Source organism: Lentzea xerophila (assembly GCF_051094245.1).
GTDB classification, from domain to species: domain Bacteria; phylum Actinomycetota; class Actinomycetes; order Mycobacteriales; family Pseudonocardiaceae; genus Lentzea; species Lentzea xerophila.
The window spans coordinates 4,960,499-4,975,854 of the sequence record NZ_CP194934.1; the positions used below are offsets into that span (position 1 = coordinate 4,960,499).

A 15,356-nucleotide genomic window follows, 5' to 3' on the forward strand; every position below is an offset into this window, starting at 1 on the left:
CCTCCTGTGCAAGGGGAACTACAGGGCGCGGCGGCGATTTAGTTAAGAAGGTTTCCTATCAGTGGTGGTGTGCATCACAGCACCAGACCACTGCCCGTGTCAACAAATTCGGGCGACCGGAACGCCTCGGTGCGGAATCCTCGATCACCTGATGCGATCCACAGTCACCGTGACGCCAGCACAGCTTCCGGAGGTGCTGCTGCACGTCGCCGTCGTCCGGCCGGTCTTCCTCTGGGGAGCACCGGGTATCGGCAAGTCCTCGCTCGTCCGCAAGTTCGCGGCCGAGCTGGGGCTCGAGTGCGTGACCCTGCTGGGCACGCAGCTCGCCCCGGAGGACCTGATCGGCGTCCCGGAACTGGTCGGTGGACGTTCCCGGTTCGCCCCGCCCGAGACGATCGCCCGCCAGGACCCGTACTGCCTGTTCCTCGACGAGCTCAACGCGAGCAGTCCCGAGGTGCAGAAGGCGTTCTACTCGCTGATCCTCGACCGGCGCATCGGCTCCTACGAGCTGCCCAAGGGCTCGATCGTGATCGGCGCCGGCAACCGGGCGGCCGACAACGCGCTGGCGCGCCCGATGGCGTCCGCACTCGTGAACCGCATGGTGCACGTGCACCTCACCGCGTCGGCTCGCGACTGGCTGGCGTGGGCGCGGGAGAGCGACATCCACCCGTGGGTGCTGGAGTACCTGACCCAGCGCCCGGACCACCTGTGGAGCGCGGCGCCGAAGGTCGAGGAGACCTTCTCCACGCCACGCGGCTGGCACATGCTCTCCGACGCGCTGCACTCGTTCGGCGAGGACATCTCCGACGACCTGCTCGGGGTGCTGGCGTTCGGCACGGTCACCGCGAACCACGCGTCGATGTTCAAGGCCTACGTGAAGACCGTGCGGCACGCGTACGGGCTGGAGGCCGTGCTGCGCGGGGACGCTCGCTGGCCGTCCGCGCCGGCCGACCGCGACCTGCTCTACTTCCTGGCCGAGGCGTTCCGCGCCCGGCTGGTGAAGGGGCTGCCGCACGACAAGGCGCACGCGCCGGCGGCGGGCAAGCAGCTCGCGCACCGCGGCAAGGCGTTGCTGCTCGAGCTGGCCGAGCTGTCGCTGGAGATCGCGCAGATGGTGATCGCGGCCGACGACGACGGCAACCCCGTGCTGCCCGCGTGGTTCCTCGTCGAGGTCACCCGTGACCTGCCGCGTCTGGTCGCCGCGCGCTCATGAACCGGCGCGCGAAGGCCCACGCGGACCCGGCCGCACTGGCGTTCGAGGCCGCCCGCACCCAGATCCGGCTGCACCCGCTGTTCGCGTCGTTGAGCAGCTATGAGAGCCGGAGTTCTGAGCACCCGTGGGCGGACATCTCGCTGGACGGGTCGATGCGGGCTCACCCGACGCGCCGGGCGAGCGAGGCCGAGTGGGTGTGGGTGTTCGCGCATTGCCTGCTCCACCTGGGTTTCGGCACCGGCTCGTGCGACGAGGTGCTCGACTTCCAGCCCGCGGTCCGGCTCGGCACCCGTCCTGCCTCCTGGGAGCCGGGCCGGTGCGTGCGCGGCGGACCGGCCAGGGAGCCGAAGAGGTGGGCCGACCGGTTCGCGGCCGGGCTGTCCAACGCCGCCGTGGCCGCGATCGACGTGGCGGGCGGCGCGCGGTCGTCGCTGACCGACCACCGGCCCGTCCGCAGCGAGTGGGACCTCGCGCTCGGCTGGTTCGTGTCGCACTATCCGCTGCTGGGCGCGCTGGCGTCGACGATGACGGTGGTGGCGGACGCGGACCTGGCGCGGGGCTGGGACATCTCGGTCGCGGCGGTCTCCACGGCGTCGGCCGAGATCTACGTGAACCCGTTGGCGGGCTTGAACAGGCAGGAGTGGCGGTTCGTGCTCGCGCACGAGATGCTGCACGCCGCGCTGCGCCACTGCGACCGCGTCGGCGGGCGGGACCCGTACCTGTGGAACGTCGCCGCCGACTTCGTGGTCAACGGCTGGCTGGTCGAGATGGGCGTCGGTACCGCGCCTTCCGGGGTGCTGCACGATCCTGACCTGTCCGGCCTGTCGGCGGAGTCGGTCTACGACCGGATCGCGGTGGACCTGCGGCGGTACCGGAAGCTGCTCACGTTGCGGGGCAACCACCAGGGCGATCTGCTCGGGGAACCGCTGCGCGGGCCCGCGGACGTGACCGGCCTGGACGAGTTCTACCGGCGTGCCCTGCTGACCGGGTTGAGCTCGCACACCTCCGCGCGCGGACTTCTGCCCGCCGGGCTGGTCGAGGAGATCCGTGCGCTGGAGCACCCGCCGCTGTCGTGGGACGCCCAGCTGGCGCGGTGGTTCGAGGAGTTCGTTCCGGCGGTGGAGAAGCGCCGCACCTACGCTCGTGCGTCGCGGCGGCAAGCGTCCACTCCGGACATTCCCCGGCCGAGCCGGGTGCGGCCGGAGACGCTGGAGGCGCGGCCGACGTTCGGCGTCGTGCTCGACACGTCCGGCTCGATGGACCCCAGGCTGCTGGGCAAGGCACTCGGCGCGATCGCCTCCTACGCCGCGGCACGTGACGTGCCCGCCGCGCGCGTGGTCTTCTGCGACGCGATGGCCTACGACGCCGGCTACGTGCCGGTGGAGGACATCGCGGGCCGGGTGGCGGTGCGCGGGCGCGGCGGCACGGTGCTGCAGCCCGGCATCGACCTGCTCGAACGCGCCCAGGACTTCCCTTCCGCCGGTCCGATCCTGGTGATCACCGACGGCGGGTGCGACGTGCTGCGGGTCCGGCGCGAGCACGCGTTCCTGATCCCCGCCGGCGCTCACCTGCCGTTCCGCGCGCGCGGACCCGTTTTCCGGATGTCCTGATGGCGGTGGAGATCGCGTGTGACGAGTCGGGGTCCGAGGGCGAGAAGCTCGTCGGCGGCGTCACCGCGGTCTTCGCGCACGCCGGTGTCCGGTTCTCGCACGAGGAGGCGTCGGCGTGCGTGGAGACGCTGCGCGAGATGATCAGATCGCCGGCGCAGGAGTACAAGGCGAACCACCTGCTGCGCCAGAAGAACCGGCGGGCGCTGCTGTGGTTCCTCGGGCCCGACGGTCCGCTGGCCGGTCGCGCCCGCGTGCAACTGGTGGACAAGCGGCGTTTCCTGGCCTCGCGGGTCCGTGCGGAGTTCGGCGCGGTGACCGGGCCTCTGGAGCTGTACAACGACCTGCTGCGCCTCCGGGGGCCACGCGGAACGCTGGATCCGTTGTTCCCGGCCATCCTGCGCGCTGTCGCCCAGTGGAACGGACCGGTGTCGATCGTGCACGACCAGCAGCGGTCGCTGACCGGCGCGCGGATCCGGCAGCTCAAGGAACTCGCGCCGCGGCTGGAGAACCTGACCCTCGCCGACTCGCAGTACGACGCCCGCGTGCAGGTCGCCGACTTCCTGGCCGGGATCGCGCGGCGGGTGGCGGAAGAGGAACTGAACGGACGACCGGACCGAGAGGTGATCGAGTTGCTGATGCCGTTCGTCGTCGGGCATAGGATGTGGAATGCCTGACGCAATCTTCGCCGACCCCCGGTTGGCCCGGATCTACGACGCTTTCGACGGACCACGTGCCGACCTGGACCTGTATCTCGGGATCGCGGCCGAGGTCAGCGCACGTTCGGTGCTCGACATCGGCTGTGGAACGGGGTGTTTCGCGACGTTGCTGGCCGACGCCGGGCTCACCGTCGTCGGGGTCGATCCGGCACTGGCGTCACTGGAGATCGCGCGGGCCAAGGATTTCCGGGTCACCTGGATTCACGGGGACGCGACGACGTTGCCCGCGCTCCAGATGGATCTCGCGACGATGACCGGGAACGTGGCGCAGGTGTTCCTGGGTGACGACTGGGAGGCCACGCTGCGAGGTGTGCACGGCGCGCTGCGGCCCGGCGGGCACTTCGTGTTCGAGACGAGACGGCCGGAGCGCCGGGCCTGGGAGGACTGGGCGCGGGCGAAGCCACGGGTGCTGGCCGGGGTCCGCGAGCAGTTCGAGCTGCTCGGGGTGAGCCTGCCGTTCGTGTCGTTCCGCCACACCTACCGGTTCACGGACGGCTCGGTGATCAACTCGGACTCGACCCTGCGGTTCCGCTCGCGTCCCGAGGTCGAGCAGAGCCTGGTGCGGTGCGGTTTCGAGGTCGTGGACGTACGTGACGCCCCCGACCGGCCGGGGCGGGAGCACGTGTTCGTGGCGCGCCGGGTCAGCTGACGAGCGCGGGTTGTTTCCAGGCCTGGACGAGCCACGGCAGGATCCGCGGCAGCCGGTCGGAGACGATGTCGTGCAGCACCAGCACCATCCGGCCGGAGCGCACCGGTCCGGCGTCGAGCCACACGACGTGCATCAGGACGCCGTTCTGCAGGTCGAGCCCCGCCTCCGCCTCCGCGAGGGCGGCGGGGGTGGCGGCGACGGGGTCCGCGACCTCGTGATGGCCGAAGCCGGAACGACACAGTTCAGGATGCAGTTCCACCAGGGACTCCATGGCGGCGGCGAGGCGTCCCACGCCCAGCCCTGCCCGAACCTGCACCGTAATCGCTCTCACATTAGGAGAGCCTAACCTAGCTCCAGCGTGGATCACGCCCACTGAGTCCCAGGACACGGTCGAGCAGAGGTGCGTTCGAGCCGACCTCCACCTCGGCTCCGAAGAGCGAGCCGTCGCGGTCGTCCGGGCCGATCGACGACACGAAGCTGTGGACGACCTGCAGCAGGTCCTCGTCGACCTCGAACAGCTGCCCGGTCGCACGGGCGAGGTCCCAGCCGTGCAGCACGATCTCGTCCAGCGCCACGGCGGCCGCCACCTCACCGGGCAGGTCGACACCGCCCGCCGCGGTCATGCCCTCCCAGGCCTCGGGAGCACGCCAGGCCGTCGCGAGCTCGTTCAGCCGCGCCGGGATCGACTCGCGGAAGTCGAGCGGCAGCCTGGTGGCGTCACCGGTGCCCGCGCCCTCCAGCGGGGTCTTCCTGGCCGCCATCGTGAACGCGACCGACAGGCCGTTGACGTGGTCGAGCAGGTCGCCGACCGTGTACTCCGGGCACGGGGTCGGCGCCTTCAGGTCGCCGTCCGTCACATTGCGCACCAAGCCTGCCAGCTGCTCGGCCGCGGGGGTCAAGTCGAACATCAGTAGCCGTCGCCTCCCCAGAACCGTTCCTCGAGCGTGTCCGCGGTACCGGCGAGCAACTGCAGCGGGTCCGTGAACTCGTGGATGTCGAGGTCCTTCAACGGCAGCGAGTGCCGCACCACGACATGCTCGCCCATGATCGCGAGGCCGCACGCCACCGTGGAGTTGCCGACCTCCTCCAGCACGTCATGGAGGTTCACCTGCGCGGCCAGCCCGCACGGGGAGGCGATCTGCACCCATTCGTGCAACTTGTCGAGCACTTCCCGGACGATGATCACGACCTGCGTGCGGTCGTCCTCGTCCTCCTCCACGTCCCCGAAGGTGAAGAGGATCCTCAGCTCCTCACCCTCGTCGTGGATGACGTCGTACTCGGCGCGGACGTAATCCGCGAGGTCTCCCCAACTCGCCATGGCGCAACCCTACTGGCCGCGATCGCCCACAGCCCGACGACGAGCACGGCGCCGACCTCGGCGATGAGCAAGATCCTCTCGATGTAGCCCAACGGGAACACGCGCCACCACCGAACGTCGGAGACCACGCCCATCGCAATGGCGTACAAGATCGGCATGAATGCGACAACGCTCACCACACCGGACAGCATGGTCCACCTGGCGTGTCGCCCCCACACGCTGTCCTTCAGCCACGGCCGCGCGAGCGCGATGATGGCGATCGGCAGGCTGACGAACGCGAGCATGCTGCCGAACCGGTGAATGCTGCCGCTGATCTCGTTGGTGCCCATCGCCCAGTTCGTCTTCGGGAACACCACCACCAGGAACAGGCCGGCCGACCACAGGACCAACGCGAGCGAACCGGCCGACCGCCACTTCGTCAGCCCCTTGTGGACGAGTGCGGTGAGGATCGCGAGCGAGCCGACGGCGAGCAGCACCACCGCGATGTCGAAGACGGGACGGTAGTCGCCCAGCGCGTACTCGCTGATCGTGCGGCGCAACGAGCCGACGGTCAGGTCGAGCATCCCGACCATGGCCACCGTCGCGGCGACGGCGAGTGAACCGCCGGTGGCGGCTAGACGAGGTATCAGCACACAACGGACAACGCCGGGGTGAAGGTTCCGGGTTCCTGGGTTCAGCAACCCGACAGGTTTCTCCCAGCTTGCCGACAGCTTCAGCTCACGACGCTGCCGCAGGTGATGTTGACCTGCGCTCCCGTGATCGTGCGACCCCAGTCCGAGGCCGCGAACACCGCCGCCCGCCCGACGTCCTGCAACGTCGCCGCCCGTCCGAGCAGCGTGTCACCGACGATGCCGGGTTCGACCTGGTCGCGGAACTCCTCCGGGATGGACTCGGGAATGCCACCGGTCTGCAGTGTCACCGCCCTGACGCCGTGCGGTCCCAGCTCGGCCGCGAGCTGGCGGCGCATCGCCTCGACCGCGTCGAACGCCGTGACCAGGCCGCCGAGGTGCCAGCGGCGGTGCACCGAGCCGTCGCCCGTGCCGCCGAAGAAGAGGATGACCCCGCTCTTCTGCCTGATCATGTGCCGGGCGGCGGCGCGGGCGGTGAGGAACTTCGAGCGGACGTTCGTGACGACCGGGCTGAGGTAGTCGTCGACGCTCATCTCGTGCAGCGGCGTGCCCTGGACGTCGTTGTCGGAGATGACGTTGACCGAGATGTCGATGCGGTCGAGCGTGGCCGCGTGCCGTTCGACGCTCTGCTCGTCGAGCGCGTCGACCACCGCGTACCGGGCTCCCAGCGCTTCGGCCTTCACCTTCAGCGCGGCCTCGGAGCGGGCGGCGAGGTGCACTTCGGCACCCGCCGCGACGAACGCCTCCGCGATGGCGCCGCCGATCGTGCCCGCGCCGTAGATGACCGCGGTCTTCTCGTTGAGGTTCATCGGTTCGCCGGTCATGGCCCCGAGGCTACTGTCGGGGAGGCGCTCAGCGCAGCGCGACGACAGCCTCGGCGGCCACCGCGTCCGCCACCGCGTTCAGCGCCGGTGAGTCGAGTTTCCACTGCTGCCAGTACAGCGGCACGGAGATGGTGCGGCCGGGCGCGAGGTCCACGAGGCCTTCCTGCACCTGCTGCGGCGGCACCATTCCCCAGCCGAGGCCCGCGACGATCGCCCGCACGTACACCTCCGACGACGGGACGTAGTGGCGGTGTTCCGCGGCACCGCGACCGCGGGTCAGGGTGCGGACGAACCGGTCCTGCAGGTCGTCGTTGCGGTCGAACACCACGACCGGCGCGTCCGGCAGCCACGACTTCAGCGGGCCGTCCACGAATCGGTCCATGAAGGACTGTGAAGCCATTGCGGCGTAACGGATATCGCCGAGCCGCCGCACCGAGCAGCCCGCCACGGGTTCGCGCGAGGACGTCACCGCCGCCATCACGAGACCCTGCCGCAGCAACGCCGTCGTGTGGTCCTGGTCCTCGCGGTGCAGGTCGAACGAGATCTTGAGCTCCAGCGAGACCCGTTGCAGGGCGGGCAGGAACCAGGTGGCGAGCGAGTCGGCGTTGACGGCGATCGGCACCCGCACCACCGCGTCCTCCCCGAGCGCCGCGTCCAGGTCCTGGTCGAGGGCCAGCAGTTGCCGACCGTAGCGGACGAGCACCTCTCCCGACGGCGTCAGCCGCACCGGACGCGCCCGGACCAGCAGCACGCGGCCCGTCCGTTGCTCCAAGGCCTTGATGCGTTGCGAGACAGCGGAAGGCGTGACGTGCAGCACTGTCGCCGCGGCATCGAACGTGCCCGCGTCGACGACCGCGAGCAACGTCCGCACCAGATCCAGATCCATCACGAGTGCTAATGGTACGTAAGAATCTGTAGCTGGTCTCATCAAAAGGGGGTCAATACCGTTGACGACGTGACTGACCTGCTGCTCGGCTTCGGCACCATGTTGACTTTGATCGTCGCGATCGGCGCGCAGAACGCTTTCGTGCTGCGCCAGGGACTTCGGCGACACGCGGTGGCGAAGGTCGTCGCCGTGTGCGCCATCTCGGACGCGATCCTCGTCGCGGTGGGCGTCGCCGGGTTCGGGGCGATCGTGCGGGCCTTCCCGCAGGCGATCACCGTCGCCGCCGTCGTGGGCGGGCTTTTCCTGCTGGGCTACGGGTTCCTGGCGGCGCGCCGGGCGTTCACCTCTTCGACACTGCAGGCGGGCTCGGAGATCACCAGCCGGCCCGTGCTGACCGCGCTCGCGCTCACGTGGCTCAACCCGCACGTCTACCTCGACACGCTGCTGCTGCTCGGCTCGATCGCGGCCGGCCGGTGGCTGTTCGGCGTCGGCGCGGTGACGGCGAGCGTGCTGTGGTTCGTCGCGCTCGGGTTCGGTGCCCGGCTGCTCAGCCCGCTGTTCGCGAAGCCCCGCGCGTGGCGGGTGCTCGACGGCCTGATCGCCGCCGTGATGATCACCCTCGGGGCGACCCTGATCGCCGGATGGTGATCATCACCAGCACCGCCGCGACGGCCAGGACACCGCTCGTCACGGGCGCCGCCGTCCCGGTGAAAAGGGACGCCGCAGCGAGGCCCGCGCTGACCAGAGCACCGATGACGACCCGAGGCCGAAGATCATCCACGTTCTCGACCCTAACCCACGACACGCGCATGTTGGGTGGTGATCCAGACCCCACCACCACATGTAGTATCTGCCGCGCCAGTGGTTCACCGACCCGACTCAACCGGGCCGGTGAGGCAAGAGGGAACCCGGTGGGAATCCGGGACTGCCCCGCAGCGGTGAGTGGGAACGAAAGCCGTCAACGAAGCACTGGGTCGCGAGACCTGGGAAGCGACGGCCGGTAGGCGCGAACCAGGAGGTTCGGCACGGCGCCCACGAGTCCGAAGACCTGCCATTGGTGTGCGCGCAAGCCTGCGCGCACGACACGGTGCCCCGAGGGAGGGCGGCTGTGTGCACCAGTGGTGTCGACCGCTGGCGCGCGCACGCGTTTCCTCGGGCAGATCTCGGAGGAGAGAGCGTGCCCGACCGCCCAACGTCCATGGATCGCCTGTCCGGGGTCGTCAACGAAGCTTGCGCCGACCTGCCCAACGCGTCGGCCGAGGCGGTTCTGGCCGAGACCAAGCGCAACCTCTACGACGGCATCACCGGCGCCGAGCTCGCGCTCGCGCCGATCATGGCCGCGCGCACGATGGTCGAGCAGGACCCGGACTACTCCTACGTCAGCGCCCGGTTGCTGCTGGACAAGCTGCGCACCGAGGCATGCGGAGTCCCGCTGTCGCACGCCGAGATGACCGAGCGCTACCCGTCGTACTTCGCCTCGTTCGTCCGCCACGGCATCGAGGCAGGCCAGCTCGACCCGCGCCTCGCGGACTTCGACCTGGTCCGGCTCGGTGCGGCGCTGGACGCCTCACGTGACCTGGACTTCCAGTTCCTGGGCATGCAGATCCTGTACGACCGCTACTTCCTGCACCTCGACGGCCGTCGCTACGAGCTGCCGCAGGCGTTCTTCATGCGTGTCGCCATGGGTCTCGCCCTGGAGGAGGACGACCGCGACGCCCGCGCGATCGAGTTCTACGAGCTGCTCTCGTCGTTCGACTTCATGTGCTCGACACCGACGCTGTTCAACTCGGGCACCACTCGCCCGCAGCTGTCGTCCTGCTTCCTCACCACCGTGGACGACGACCTCGCCGGCATCTTCCACGGCATCAGCAACAACGCGCTGCTCAGCAAGTTCGCGGGCGGTCTCGGCAACGACTGGACGCCGGTGCGCGGGATCGGCGCGCACATCAAGGGCACCAACGGCAAGTCGCAGGGCGTGGTGCCGTTCCTGAAGGTCGCCAACGATACCGCGGTCGCGGTCAACCAGGGCGGACGCCGCAAGGGCGCTGTCTGCGCCTACCTGGAGACCTGGCACATCGACGTCGAGGAGTTCCTCGACCTGCGCAAGAACACCGGCGACGAACGCCGCCGCACCCACGACATGAACACCGCGAACTGGGTGCCCGACGAGTTCCTGCGCCGGGTCCGCGCGAACGGCCAGTGGACGCTGTTCTCGCCCGACGAGGTGCCGGACCTGCACGACGCGTTCGGCAGCCGGTTCGCCGAGAAGTACCGCGCCTACGAGGAGATGGCCGACAACGGCGAGATCAAGGTCTTCCGCCGGCTGCGGGCCGTCGACCTGTGGCGGCGCATGCTGACCATGCTGTTCGAGACCGGCCACCCGTGGATCACGTTCAAGGACCCGTGCAACCTGCGTTCGCCGCAACAGCACAGCGGTGTCGTGCACTCGTCGAACCTGTGCACCGAGATCACGCTGAACACCACAGTGGACGAAGTCGCGGTCTGCAACCTGGGCAGCGTCAACCTAGCGCGGCACGTCAGCGAGAACGGCATCGACCACGCGCGGCTGGAGAAGACCGTGCGCACGGCGGTGCGCATGCTCGACAACGTGATCGACGTGAACTACTACACGATCCCGGAGGCCAGGAACTCGAACCTGCGGCACCGGCCGGTCGGGCTGGGCCTGATGGGCTTCCAGGACGCGCTGTTCGCGCTCGGTACCCCGATGGCGAGTAAGGAGGCCGTCGAGTTCGCCGACCGCAGCATGGAGGAGATCAGCTACTACGCGATCTCCGCGAGTGCCGAGCTGGCACGGGAACGCGGCGCCTACCCGTCGTTCGAGGGTTCGCTGTGGTCGCGGGGCATCCTGCCGATCGACTCGATCGAGATCCTGGCCCGCAGCCGCGGCGAGGATGATCTGGAGGTCGACCGCGAGTCCACGATGGACTGGCAGGAGGTCCGCGAGAAGGTCAAGCACGGTATGCGGAACTCGAACGTCATGGCCATCGCACCGACCGCGACCATCGCGAACATCACCGGCGTCAACCAGTCGATCGAGCCGCTCTACCGCAACCTGTACGTGAAGTCGAACATGTCCGGCGACTTCACCGTCATCAACCCCGACCTGGTGCGGGCGCTCAAGCAGCGCGGGTTGTGGGACGAGCGGATGATCTCGGATCTCAAGCTGCACGACGGCAGCCTCGGCGCGATCGACCGGGTGCCGCCGTACCTGAAGGCGTTGTACGCCACGGCGTTCGAGGTCGACAGCTCGTGGCTGGTCGAGGCCGGTTCACGCCGGCAGAAGTGGATCGACCAGGCGCAGTCGCTGAACCTGTACCTCTCCCAGCCGAGCGGCCGCAAGCTCGACGAGCTCTACCAGCTGGCGTGGCTGCGCGGGCTGAAGACCACGTACTACCTGCGCACGCAGAGCGCTACGCACGTGGAGAAGTCCACGCTGCGCGGCACCGACGGCAGGCTCAACGCCGTCTCCCCCGTGGCAGCCGACCCGAGCTGCTCCGTCACCGACCCGGACTGCGAGGCCTGCCAGTGACCGAGAACATCATCGACGCCGGGGCCGGACGCGTCAGCGTCGACGACAAGGCGATGATCAACTGCCGCGCCGACGTCAACCAGCTGCTGCCGCTCAAGTACCACTGGGCGTGGGAGAAGTACCTGGCGGGCTGCAACAACCACTGGATGCCGACCGAGGTCTCGATGCAGGCCGACATCGGCCTATGGAAGTCCGAGAACGGGCTGACCGACGACGAACGCCGCATGATCAAGCGGAACCTCGGCTTCTTCGCCACCAGCGAGTCGTTGGTGGCCAACAACATCGTGCTCGCGGTGTACCGGCACCTGACCAACCCCGAGTGCCGCCAGTACCTGCTGCGCCAGGCCTTCGAGGAGGCCGTGCACACCCACACGTTCCAGTACATCTGCACCTCACTCGGCCTCGACGACGGCGAGCTGTTCAACATGTACCGGGAGATCCCGTCCATCACGGACAAGGCCGCGTGGGCGCTGCAGTTCACCCAGCACCTCGAGGACCCGGAGTTCCGGACCGGCACGCCCGAGATGGACCAGGCGTTCCTCAAGGACCTCGTCGCCTTCTACGTGGTCTTCGAGGGCATGTGGTTCTACACCGGGTTCGCGCAGATCCTGTCGCTCGGCCGGCGCAACAAGATGGTCGGCGTCGCCGAGCAGTACCAGTACATCCTGCGCGACGAGTCGATCCACCTGAACTTCGGCATCGACGCGATCAACCAGATCAAGATCGAGAACCCGCACCTGTGGAGCGACGTGTTCCAGAAGGAGGTGCGGACCATGCTCGCCGAGGGCTGCGAACTGGAGATCGCCTACGGCCGCGACACCATGCCGAACGGGATCCTGGGCCTCAACGCCGAGCTGTGCGAGCAGTACATGCGGTTCATCACGAACCGCCGCTGCGCTCAGCTCGGCCTGGAACCGGTGTGGGCGACGACCGAGAACCCGTTCCCGTGGATGTCGGAGATGATGGATCTCAAGAAGGAGAAGAACTTCTTCGAGACCCGCGTCATCGAGTACCAGAACGGTGGCTCACTGGAGTGGTGACCCGAGCTTGACGGCCTGGGGCAGCCCGGCCCGGTCCGCGACCGGCCACGCCAGCGGATCGGGCCCCAGCTTCACCAGTTCGGCGACCTGGAGCCTCGACCACGGCGAGATCTCACGCGTGCCGTCGAGGACGTCGGCGGCGAACTGGGTCCACGCCACCCGTTCGGTGGAGTCGACCTCCTCCGGGTTCGGCACCGGCTCGTCGTCGCAGACCACCCGGAACACCGGGCACATCTCGTTCTCGACGACACCGTCCATCTCGGCGCGGTAGCGGAAGGCCGGGAGCAGCAGCTCGGGCTCGGAACACGTCAGGCCGAGCTCGTCACGCAGGCGCCGGAGCACGGCCCGCGCCATGTCCTCCTGCGGCAACGGGTGGCCGCAGCAGGTGTTCGTCCACAGACCGGGGAAAGTCTTCTTGTGCAACGCGCGGCGGGTGAGCACGGTGTTGCCCGCCGAGTCGAACACGTAGCTGGAAAACGCGAGGTGCAGCGGGGTGTCCGCGTGGTGCACCGCGGCCTTGTCCTCGACGCCGATGGCCGAACCGTCCTCGGCCAGGAGGACCACCTGTTCCACAGTCACGCCCCCACGTAACCACACGCGGACCAAGATCGGGAACTGGGGCGTCCGGGGTGAGCTCGAGCGCGGAGCTAGCCGGACCATAGGTGTCCCAGGTCACTCTGGGGGCATGACTTCCCCGTTCGCTCAGGCTCACACCATGTTCCTGGTGCTGGTCAGCCCGACGGGCCAGTACTCGATCTGGCCCGCGGTGCTGCAGGTGCCCGCCGGCTGGCAGGTCGTCCACGGAGTCGCCTGTCATCAGTCCTGCATGGACTTCATCGAGGCGCTCCGGGCCGACCTGCCGGCCGCCGCGTAACCAGGCCCTGTATCGAAGTCCATGGTCGCGATCGCCGGGCCTGAGGCGGCCCCGTGCGGCCCACATACAACCGGTATGCGGGCCGCGCCACCAGAAACCACCTCAGGCGCGACTCTCATCGAACGGGACCTCGATACAGGCCCGGTCAGAGCAGGCTGATGTATCCGTGCGACGAAGCTCCGCCGTGCTCGTCGTTGCCCGCGTACGAGGCCGTGTAGCCCTGCAGCAGGGTGGAGAGACCGACCAGCAACGACACGTTCGCGTCGCAGGTGGCCTTGCCGGACGAACCGGTCGTCGCGGTGCAGAGCGGGTTGCCCTTCACCGTGCGGAAGACGACCGTCTGACCGGCGATCGGCGCACCGGTGTGCTTCTCGGTCAGCGTCGCGTCGATCGAGCGGACCGCGAAGCCGAGCAGCCGCAGCTGCAGCTGGGCGGACCCGGCCACGAGGTTCGACGCGGCGGGCGGCACGAAGTTGATCGCGATGCCCACCGGGCGCTGGCCGACCGCGATGGTGCCGGTGACCGTGTCCGACGCCGTGTCGATGACCGACACCGTGTCGCTGTTGAAGTTCGTGACGTAGGCGCTCGCACCGTCCGGCGTGAGAGCCACGCCGATCGGGCGGTCGCCGACGGCGATCTTCCGCAGTTCCACCATGGCCGTCAGGTCGACGACGGACACCGAGTCGAAGTCGCTGTTCGTGACGTACGCGCGGGATCCGTTGGGCGACAACGCGATGCCGTGCGGCGTGAAGCCGACGGCCGCGGTGCCGACGACGGTGCGCGTGGCGACGTCGATGGCGGAGACGGTGTCCGACCCCTTGTTGACCACGTACACGCGCGTGCCGTCCGCGGACGCCGCGACCGCGGTCGGCGTGCTGCCGACGTTGATCGTGGCGACGACCGCGTTGGCCGTGGTGTCGATGACCGAGACCTTGCTGGGGCCGGCGGTGTCGTGCGTGACGTAGACGGCCGAGCCGTCCCTGGTGACGACCACGCCGTCCGCGTTCGGGCCGACGGCGATGGTCGCGGTGACCGTCAGCGTGGCCGTGTCGACCACGGACACCGTGCCGTCGGCGTAGTTGGTGACGTAGACGAAGCCGCCACCGGGGGCGACCGCGACGCCCGCCGGGTGGCTCCCGACGGGAATGGACCTGTCGACCGTGTTGGTCGGTGTGTCGATGACGGTCAGCGTGTTCTGCACGGTGTTCGTCACGTACCCGCGAGTCCCGTCGAACGCGACCGCTGCCATGTACGGCGAGTTGCCGCCGCTGTCGGAGATCGTCTCGGACACCGCGTTCGTGGCCGTGTCGATCACCGACACCCCGCCGCCGTTGTTGGCGACATAACCCAGAACCCGGCCGGCGGGAGCCGCCGAGGCCGGGCTCACCACCAGTGCCGCGGTGACGGCAGCAGCCGTCACCAGTGGACGCAACCGCATGTTCAATGCCTCCTGGCACGCGTCATCCCGACCTTCTCAGGTCATCGCGAGCGGAGGAGCGGACGTTAGCCTCTTCAGAGTCTTCTCAAACCAGTGATCGGCGTACTCGGCGTCGTTGTAGCGGTCGATTTCGGCGAAACCGTGCTTGGCGTACAGGCTTCGCGCCTCCACGAGGTCGTTGCGCGTGTCGAGCCGCAGCACCGTGACGCCGCGTCGCACGGCCTCAGCCTCCATCGCGACGAGCAACGCCGACGCGGCGCCCTGCCCGCGGAACGGCGCCCGCACGAACATCCGGGTCAGCTCACCCACACCGTCGCCGAGGAACCGCAGGCCGAGACACCCCGCGTCCTCGCCGTCGCGCGACACCACGAGGAACACGGGCACGTCGTGGTCCTGCTCGTCGCGTTCGTACGCGTCGATCTCGGCGTCGTTCGTGGGCCGCCCCCAGTAGCGGCTGATCATCTCCGCGTTGTACTCGCGGTTGAGCGGTGAACGCGCGGCATCGGCGACCGTCACGGTCCAGTTGGTCATGCGACCATCATCGAAAGCCCGTCTACTGTGATTCAGGTCACTGCAACACCGGTGCCGTGGGGAGCCAACTGGGGACGT

General features: G+C 68.9%; 17 protein-coding genes and 1 riboswitch. Of the genes, 8 read left to right on the top strand and 9 right to left on the bottom strand.

Annotation, left to right across the window (positions count from 1 at the left end; genetic code table 11):
* Positions 1-151 precede the first annotated feature (151 nt).
* From ACRSBM_RS23700 to ACRSBM_RS23715, 4 genes are read left to right on the top strand one after another with little or no spacing between them, the layout of a single operon-like run.
* A complete protein-coding gene (locus ACRSBM_RS23700) occupies positions 152-1,213 on the top strand; it encodes an AAA family ATPase (RefSeq protein WP_434446103.1) in 1,062 nt (353 codons plus the stop codon).
* Entirely contained in the window at positions 1,210-2,823 is a 1,614-nt protein-coding gene (locus tag ACRSBM_RS23705) for a vWA domain-containing protein (protein WP_434446105.1), read from the top strand. The genes ACRSBM_RS23700 and ACRSBM_RS23705 overlap by 4 nt, the downstream gene beginning before the upstream one ends.
* Complete coding sequence (locus ACRSBM_RS23710) at positions 2,823-3,497, top strand: DUF3800 domain-containing protein (RefSeq protein ID WP_434446107.1); 675 nt, start codon at positions 2,823-2,825, stop codon at positions 3,495-3,497. Before ACRSBM_RS23705 ends, ACRSBM_RS23710 begins: the two co-directional genes overlap by 1 nt.
* Positions 3,490-4,188 (top strand): class I SAM-dependent methyltransferase, encoded by a 699-nt coding sequence (locus ACRSBM_RS23715; RefSeq protein ID WP_434446109.1) that lies wholly within the window; start codon positions 3,490-3,492, stop codon positions 4,186-4,188. Before ACRSBM_RS23710 ends, ACRSBM_RS23715 begins: the two co-directional genes overlap by 8 nt.
* Here the strand turns inward: ACRSBM_RS23715 and ACRSBM_RS23720 are convergent.
* The 6 genes from ACRSBM_RS23720 to ACRSBM_RS23745 all read right to left on the bottom strand — a co-directional run bounded on the left by ACRSBM_RS23720 (position 4,181) and on the right by ACRSBM_RS23745 (position 7,845).
* A complete protein-coding gene (locus tag ACRSBM_RS23720) occupies positions 4,181-4,519 on the bottom strand; it encodes a hypothetical protein (protein ID WP_434446111.1) in 339 nt (112 codons plus the stop codon). The two genes, ACRSBM_RS23715 and ACRSBM_RS23720, sit on opposite strands and share 8 nt — an antisense overlap.
* Positions 4,520-4,535: 16 nt before the next feature.
* Entirely contained in the window at positions 4,536-5,096 is a 561-nt protein-coding gene (locus ACRSBM_RS23725; RefSeq protein ID WP_434446113.1) for a TIGR03086 family metal-binding protein, read from the bottom strand.
* Positions 5,096-5,506, bottom strand: a complete 411-nt coding sequence (locus ACRSBM_RS23730) for a hypothetical protein (protein WP_434446115.1) — start codon at positions 5,504-5,506, stop codon at positions 5,096-5,098. The genes ACRSBM_RS23725 and ACRSBM_RS23730 overlap by 1 nt, the downstream gene beginning before the upstream one ends.
* Positions 5,431-6,138: a DUF998 domain-containing protein gene (locus ACRSBM_RS23735; protein ID WP_434446117.1), complete on the bottom strand. Its 708-nt coding sequence runs from the start codon at positions 6,136-6,138 to the stop codon at positions 5,431-5,433. The genes ACRSBM_RS23730 and ACRSBM_RS23735 overlap by 76 nt, the downstream gene beginning before the upstream one ends.
* A gap of 80 nt (positions 6,139-6,218) precedes the next feature.
* Positions 6,219-6,959: an SDR family NAD(P)-dependent oxidoreductase gene (locus ACRSBM_RS23740; protein WP_434446119.1), complete on the bottom strand. Its 741-nt coding sequence runs from the start codon at positions 6,957-6,959 to the stop codon at positions 6,219-6,221.
* Positions 6,960-6,987: 28 nt separating this feature from the next.
* Positions 6,988-7,845: a LysR family transcriptional regulator ArgP gene (locus ACRSBM_RS23745; protein WP_434453188.1), complete on the bottom strand. Its 858-nt coding sequence runs from the start codon at positions 7,843-7,845 to the stop codon at positions 6,988-6,990.
* A gap of 99 nt (positions 7,846-7,944) precedes the next feature.
* On the opposite strand from ACRSBM_RS23745, the gene ACRSBM_RS23750 reads away from it, so the two are divergent.
* The 3 genes from ACRSBM_RS23750 to ACRSBM_RS23760 all read left to right on the top strand — a co-directional run bounded on the left by ACRSBM_RS23750 (position 7,945) and on the right by ACRSBM_RS23760 (position 12,435).
* Entirely contained in the window at positions 7,945-8,493 is a 549-nt protein-coding gene (locus ACRSBM_RS23750) for a LysE/ArgO family amino acid transporter (RefSeq protein WP_434453190.1), read from the top strand.
* Positions 8,494-8,690: 197 nt separating this feature from the next.
* A riboswitch (cobalamin riboswitch) is annotated at positions 8,691-8,915 on the top strand.
* 128 nt (positions 8,916-9,043) lie between these two features.
* A complete protein-coding gene (locus ACRSBM_RS23755) occupies positions 9,044-11,395 on the top strand; it encodes a ribonucleoside-diphosphate reductase subunit alpha (RefSeq protein WP_434453193.1) in 2,352 nt (783 codons plus the stop codon).
* A 53-nt stretch (positions 11,396-11,448) separates the two neighbouring features.
* The gene (locus ACRSBM_RS23760) at positions 11,449-12,435 is read left to right on the top strand and encodes a ribonucleotide-diphosphate reductase subunit beta (RefSeq protein WP_434453194.1); all 987 of its coding nucleotides are present in this window, start codon (positions 11,449-11,451) and stop codon (positions 12,433-12,435) included.
* On the opposite strand, the gene idi is transcribed toward ACRSBM_RS23760, so the two are convergent.
* On the bottom strand, positions 12,421-13,008 hold the full coding sequence (gene idi, locus ACRSBM_RS23765; protein WP_434453196.1) for an isopentenyl-diphosphate Delta-isomerase: 588 nt from the start codon (positions 13,006-13,008) through the stop codon (positions 12,421-12,423). The genes ACRSBM_RS23760 and idi overlap by 15 nt on opposite strands.
* Positions 13,009-13,120: 112 nt before the next feature.
* Between idi and ACRSBM_RS23770 the strand changes: the two genes are divergently transcribed.
* Positions 13,121-13,309: an MbtH family protein gene (locus tag ACRSBM_RS23770; RefSeq protein WP_434446121.1), complete on the top strand. Its 189-nt coding sequence runs from the start codon at positions 13,121-13,123 to the stop codon at positions 13,307-13,309.
* 145 nt (positions 13,310-13,454) lie between these two features.
* Here the strand turns inward: ACRSBM_RS23770 and ACRSBM_RS23775 are convergent, their stop codons facing one another.
* Positions 13,455-14,747: a YncE family protein gene (locus tag ACRSBM_RS23775; protein WP_434446123.1), complete on the bottom strand. Its 1,293-nt coding sequence runs from the start codon at positions 14,745-14,747 to the stop codon at positions 13,455-13,457.
* Positions 14,748-14,783: 36 nt separating this feature from the next.
* Positions 14,784-15,278 (bottom strand): GNAT family N-acetyltransferase, encoded by a 495-nt coding sequence (locus tag ACRSBM_RS23780; RefSeq protein WP_434446125.1) that lies wholly within the window; start codon positions 15,276-15,278, stop codon positions 14,784-14,786.
* Positions 15,279-15,356: the final 78 nt, after the last annotated feature.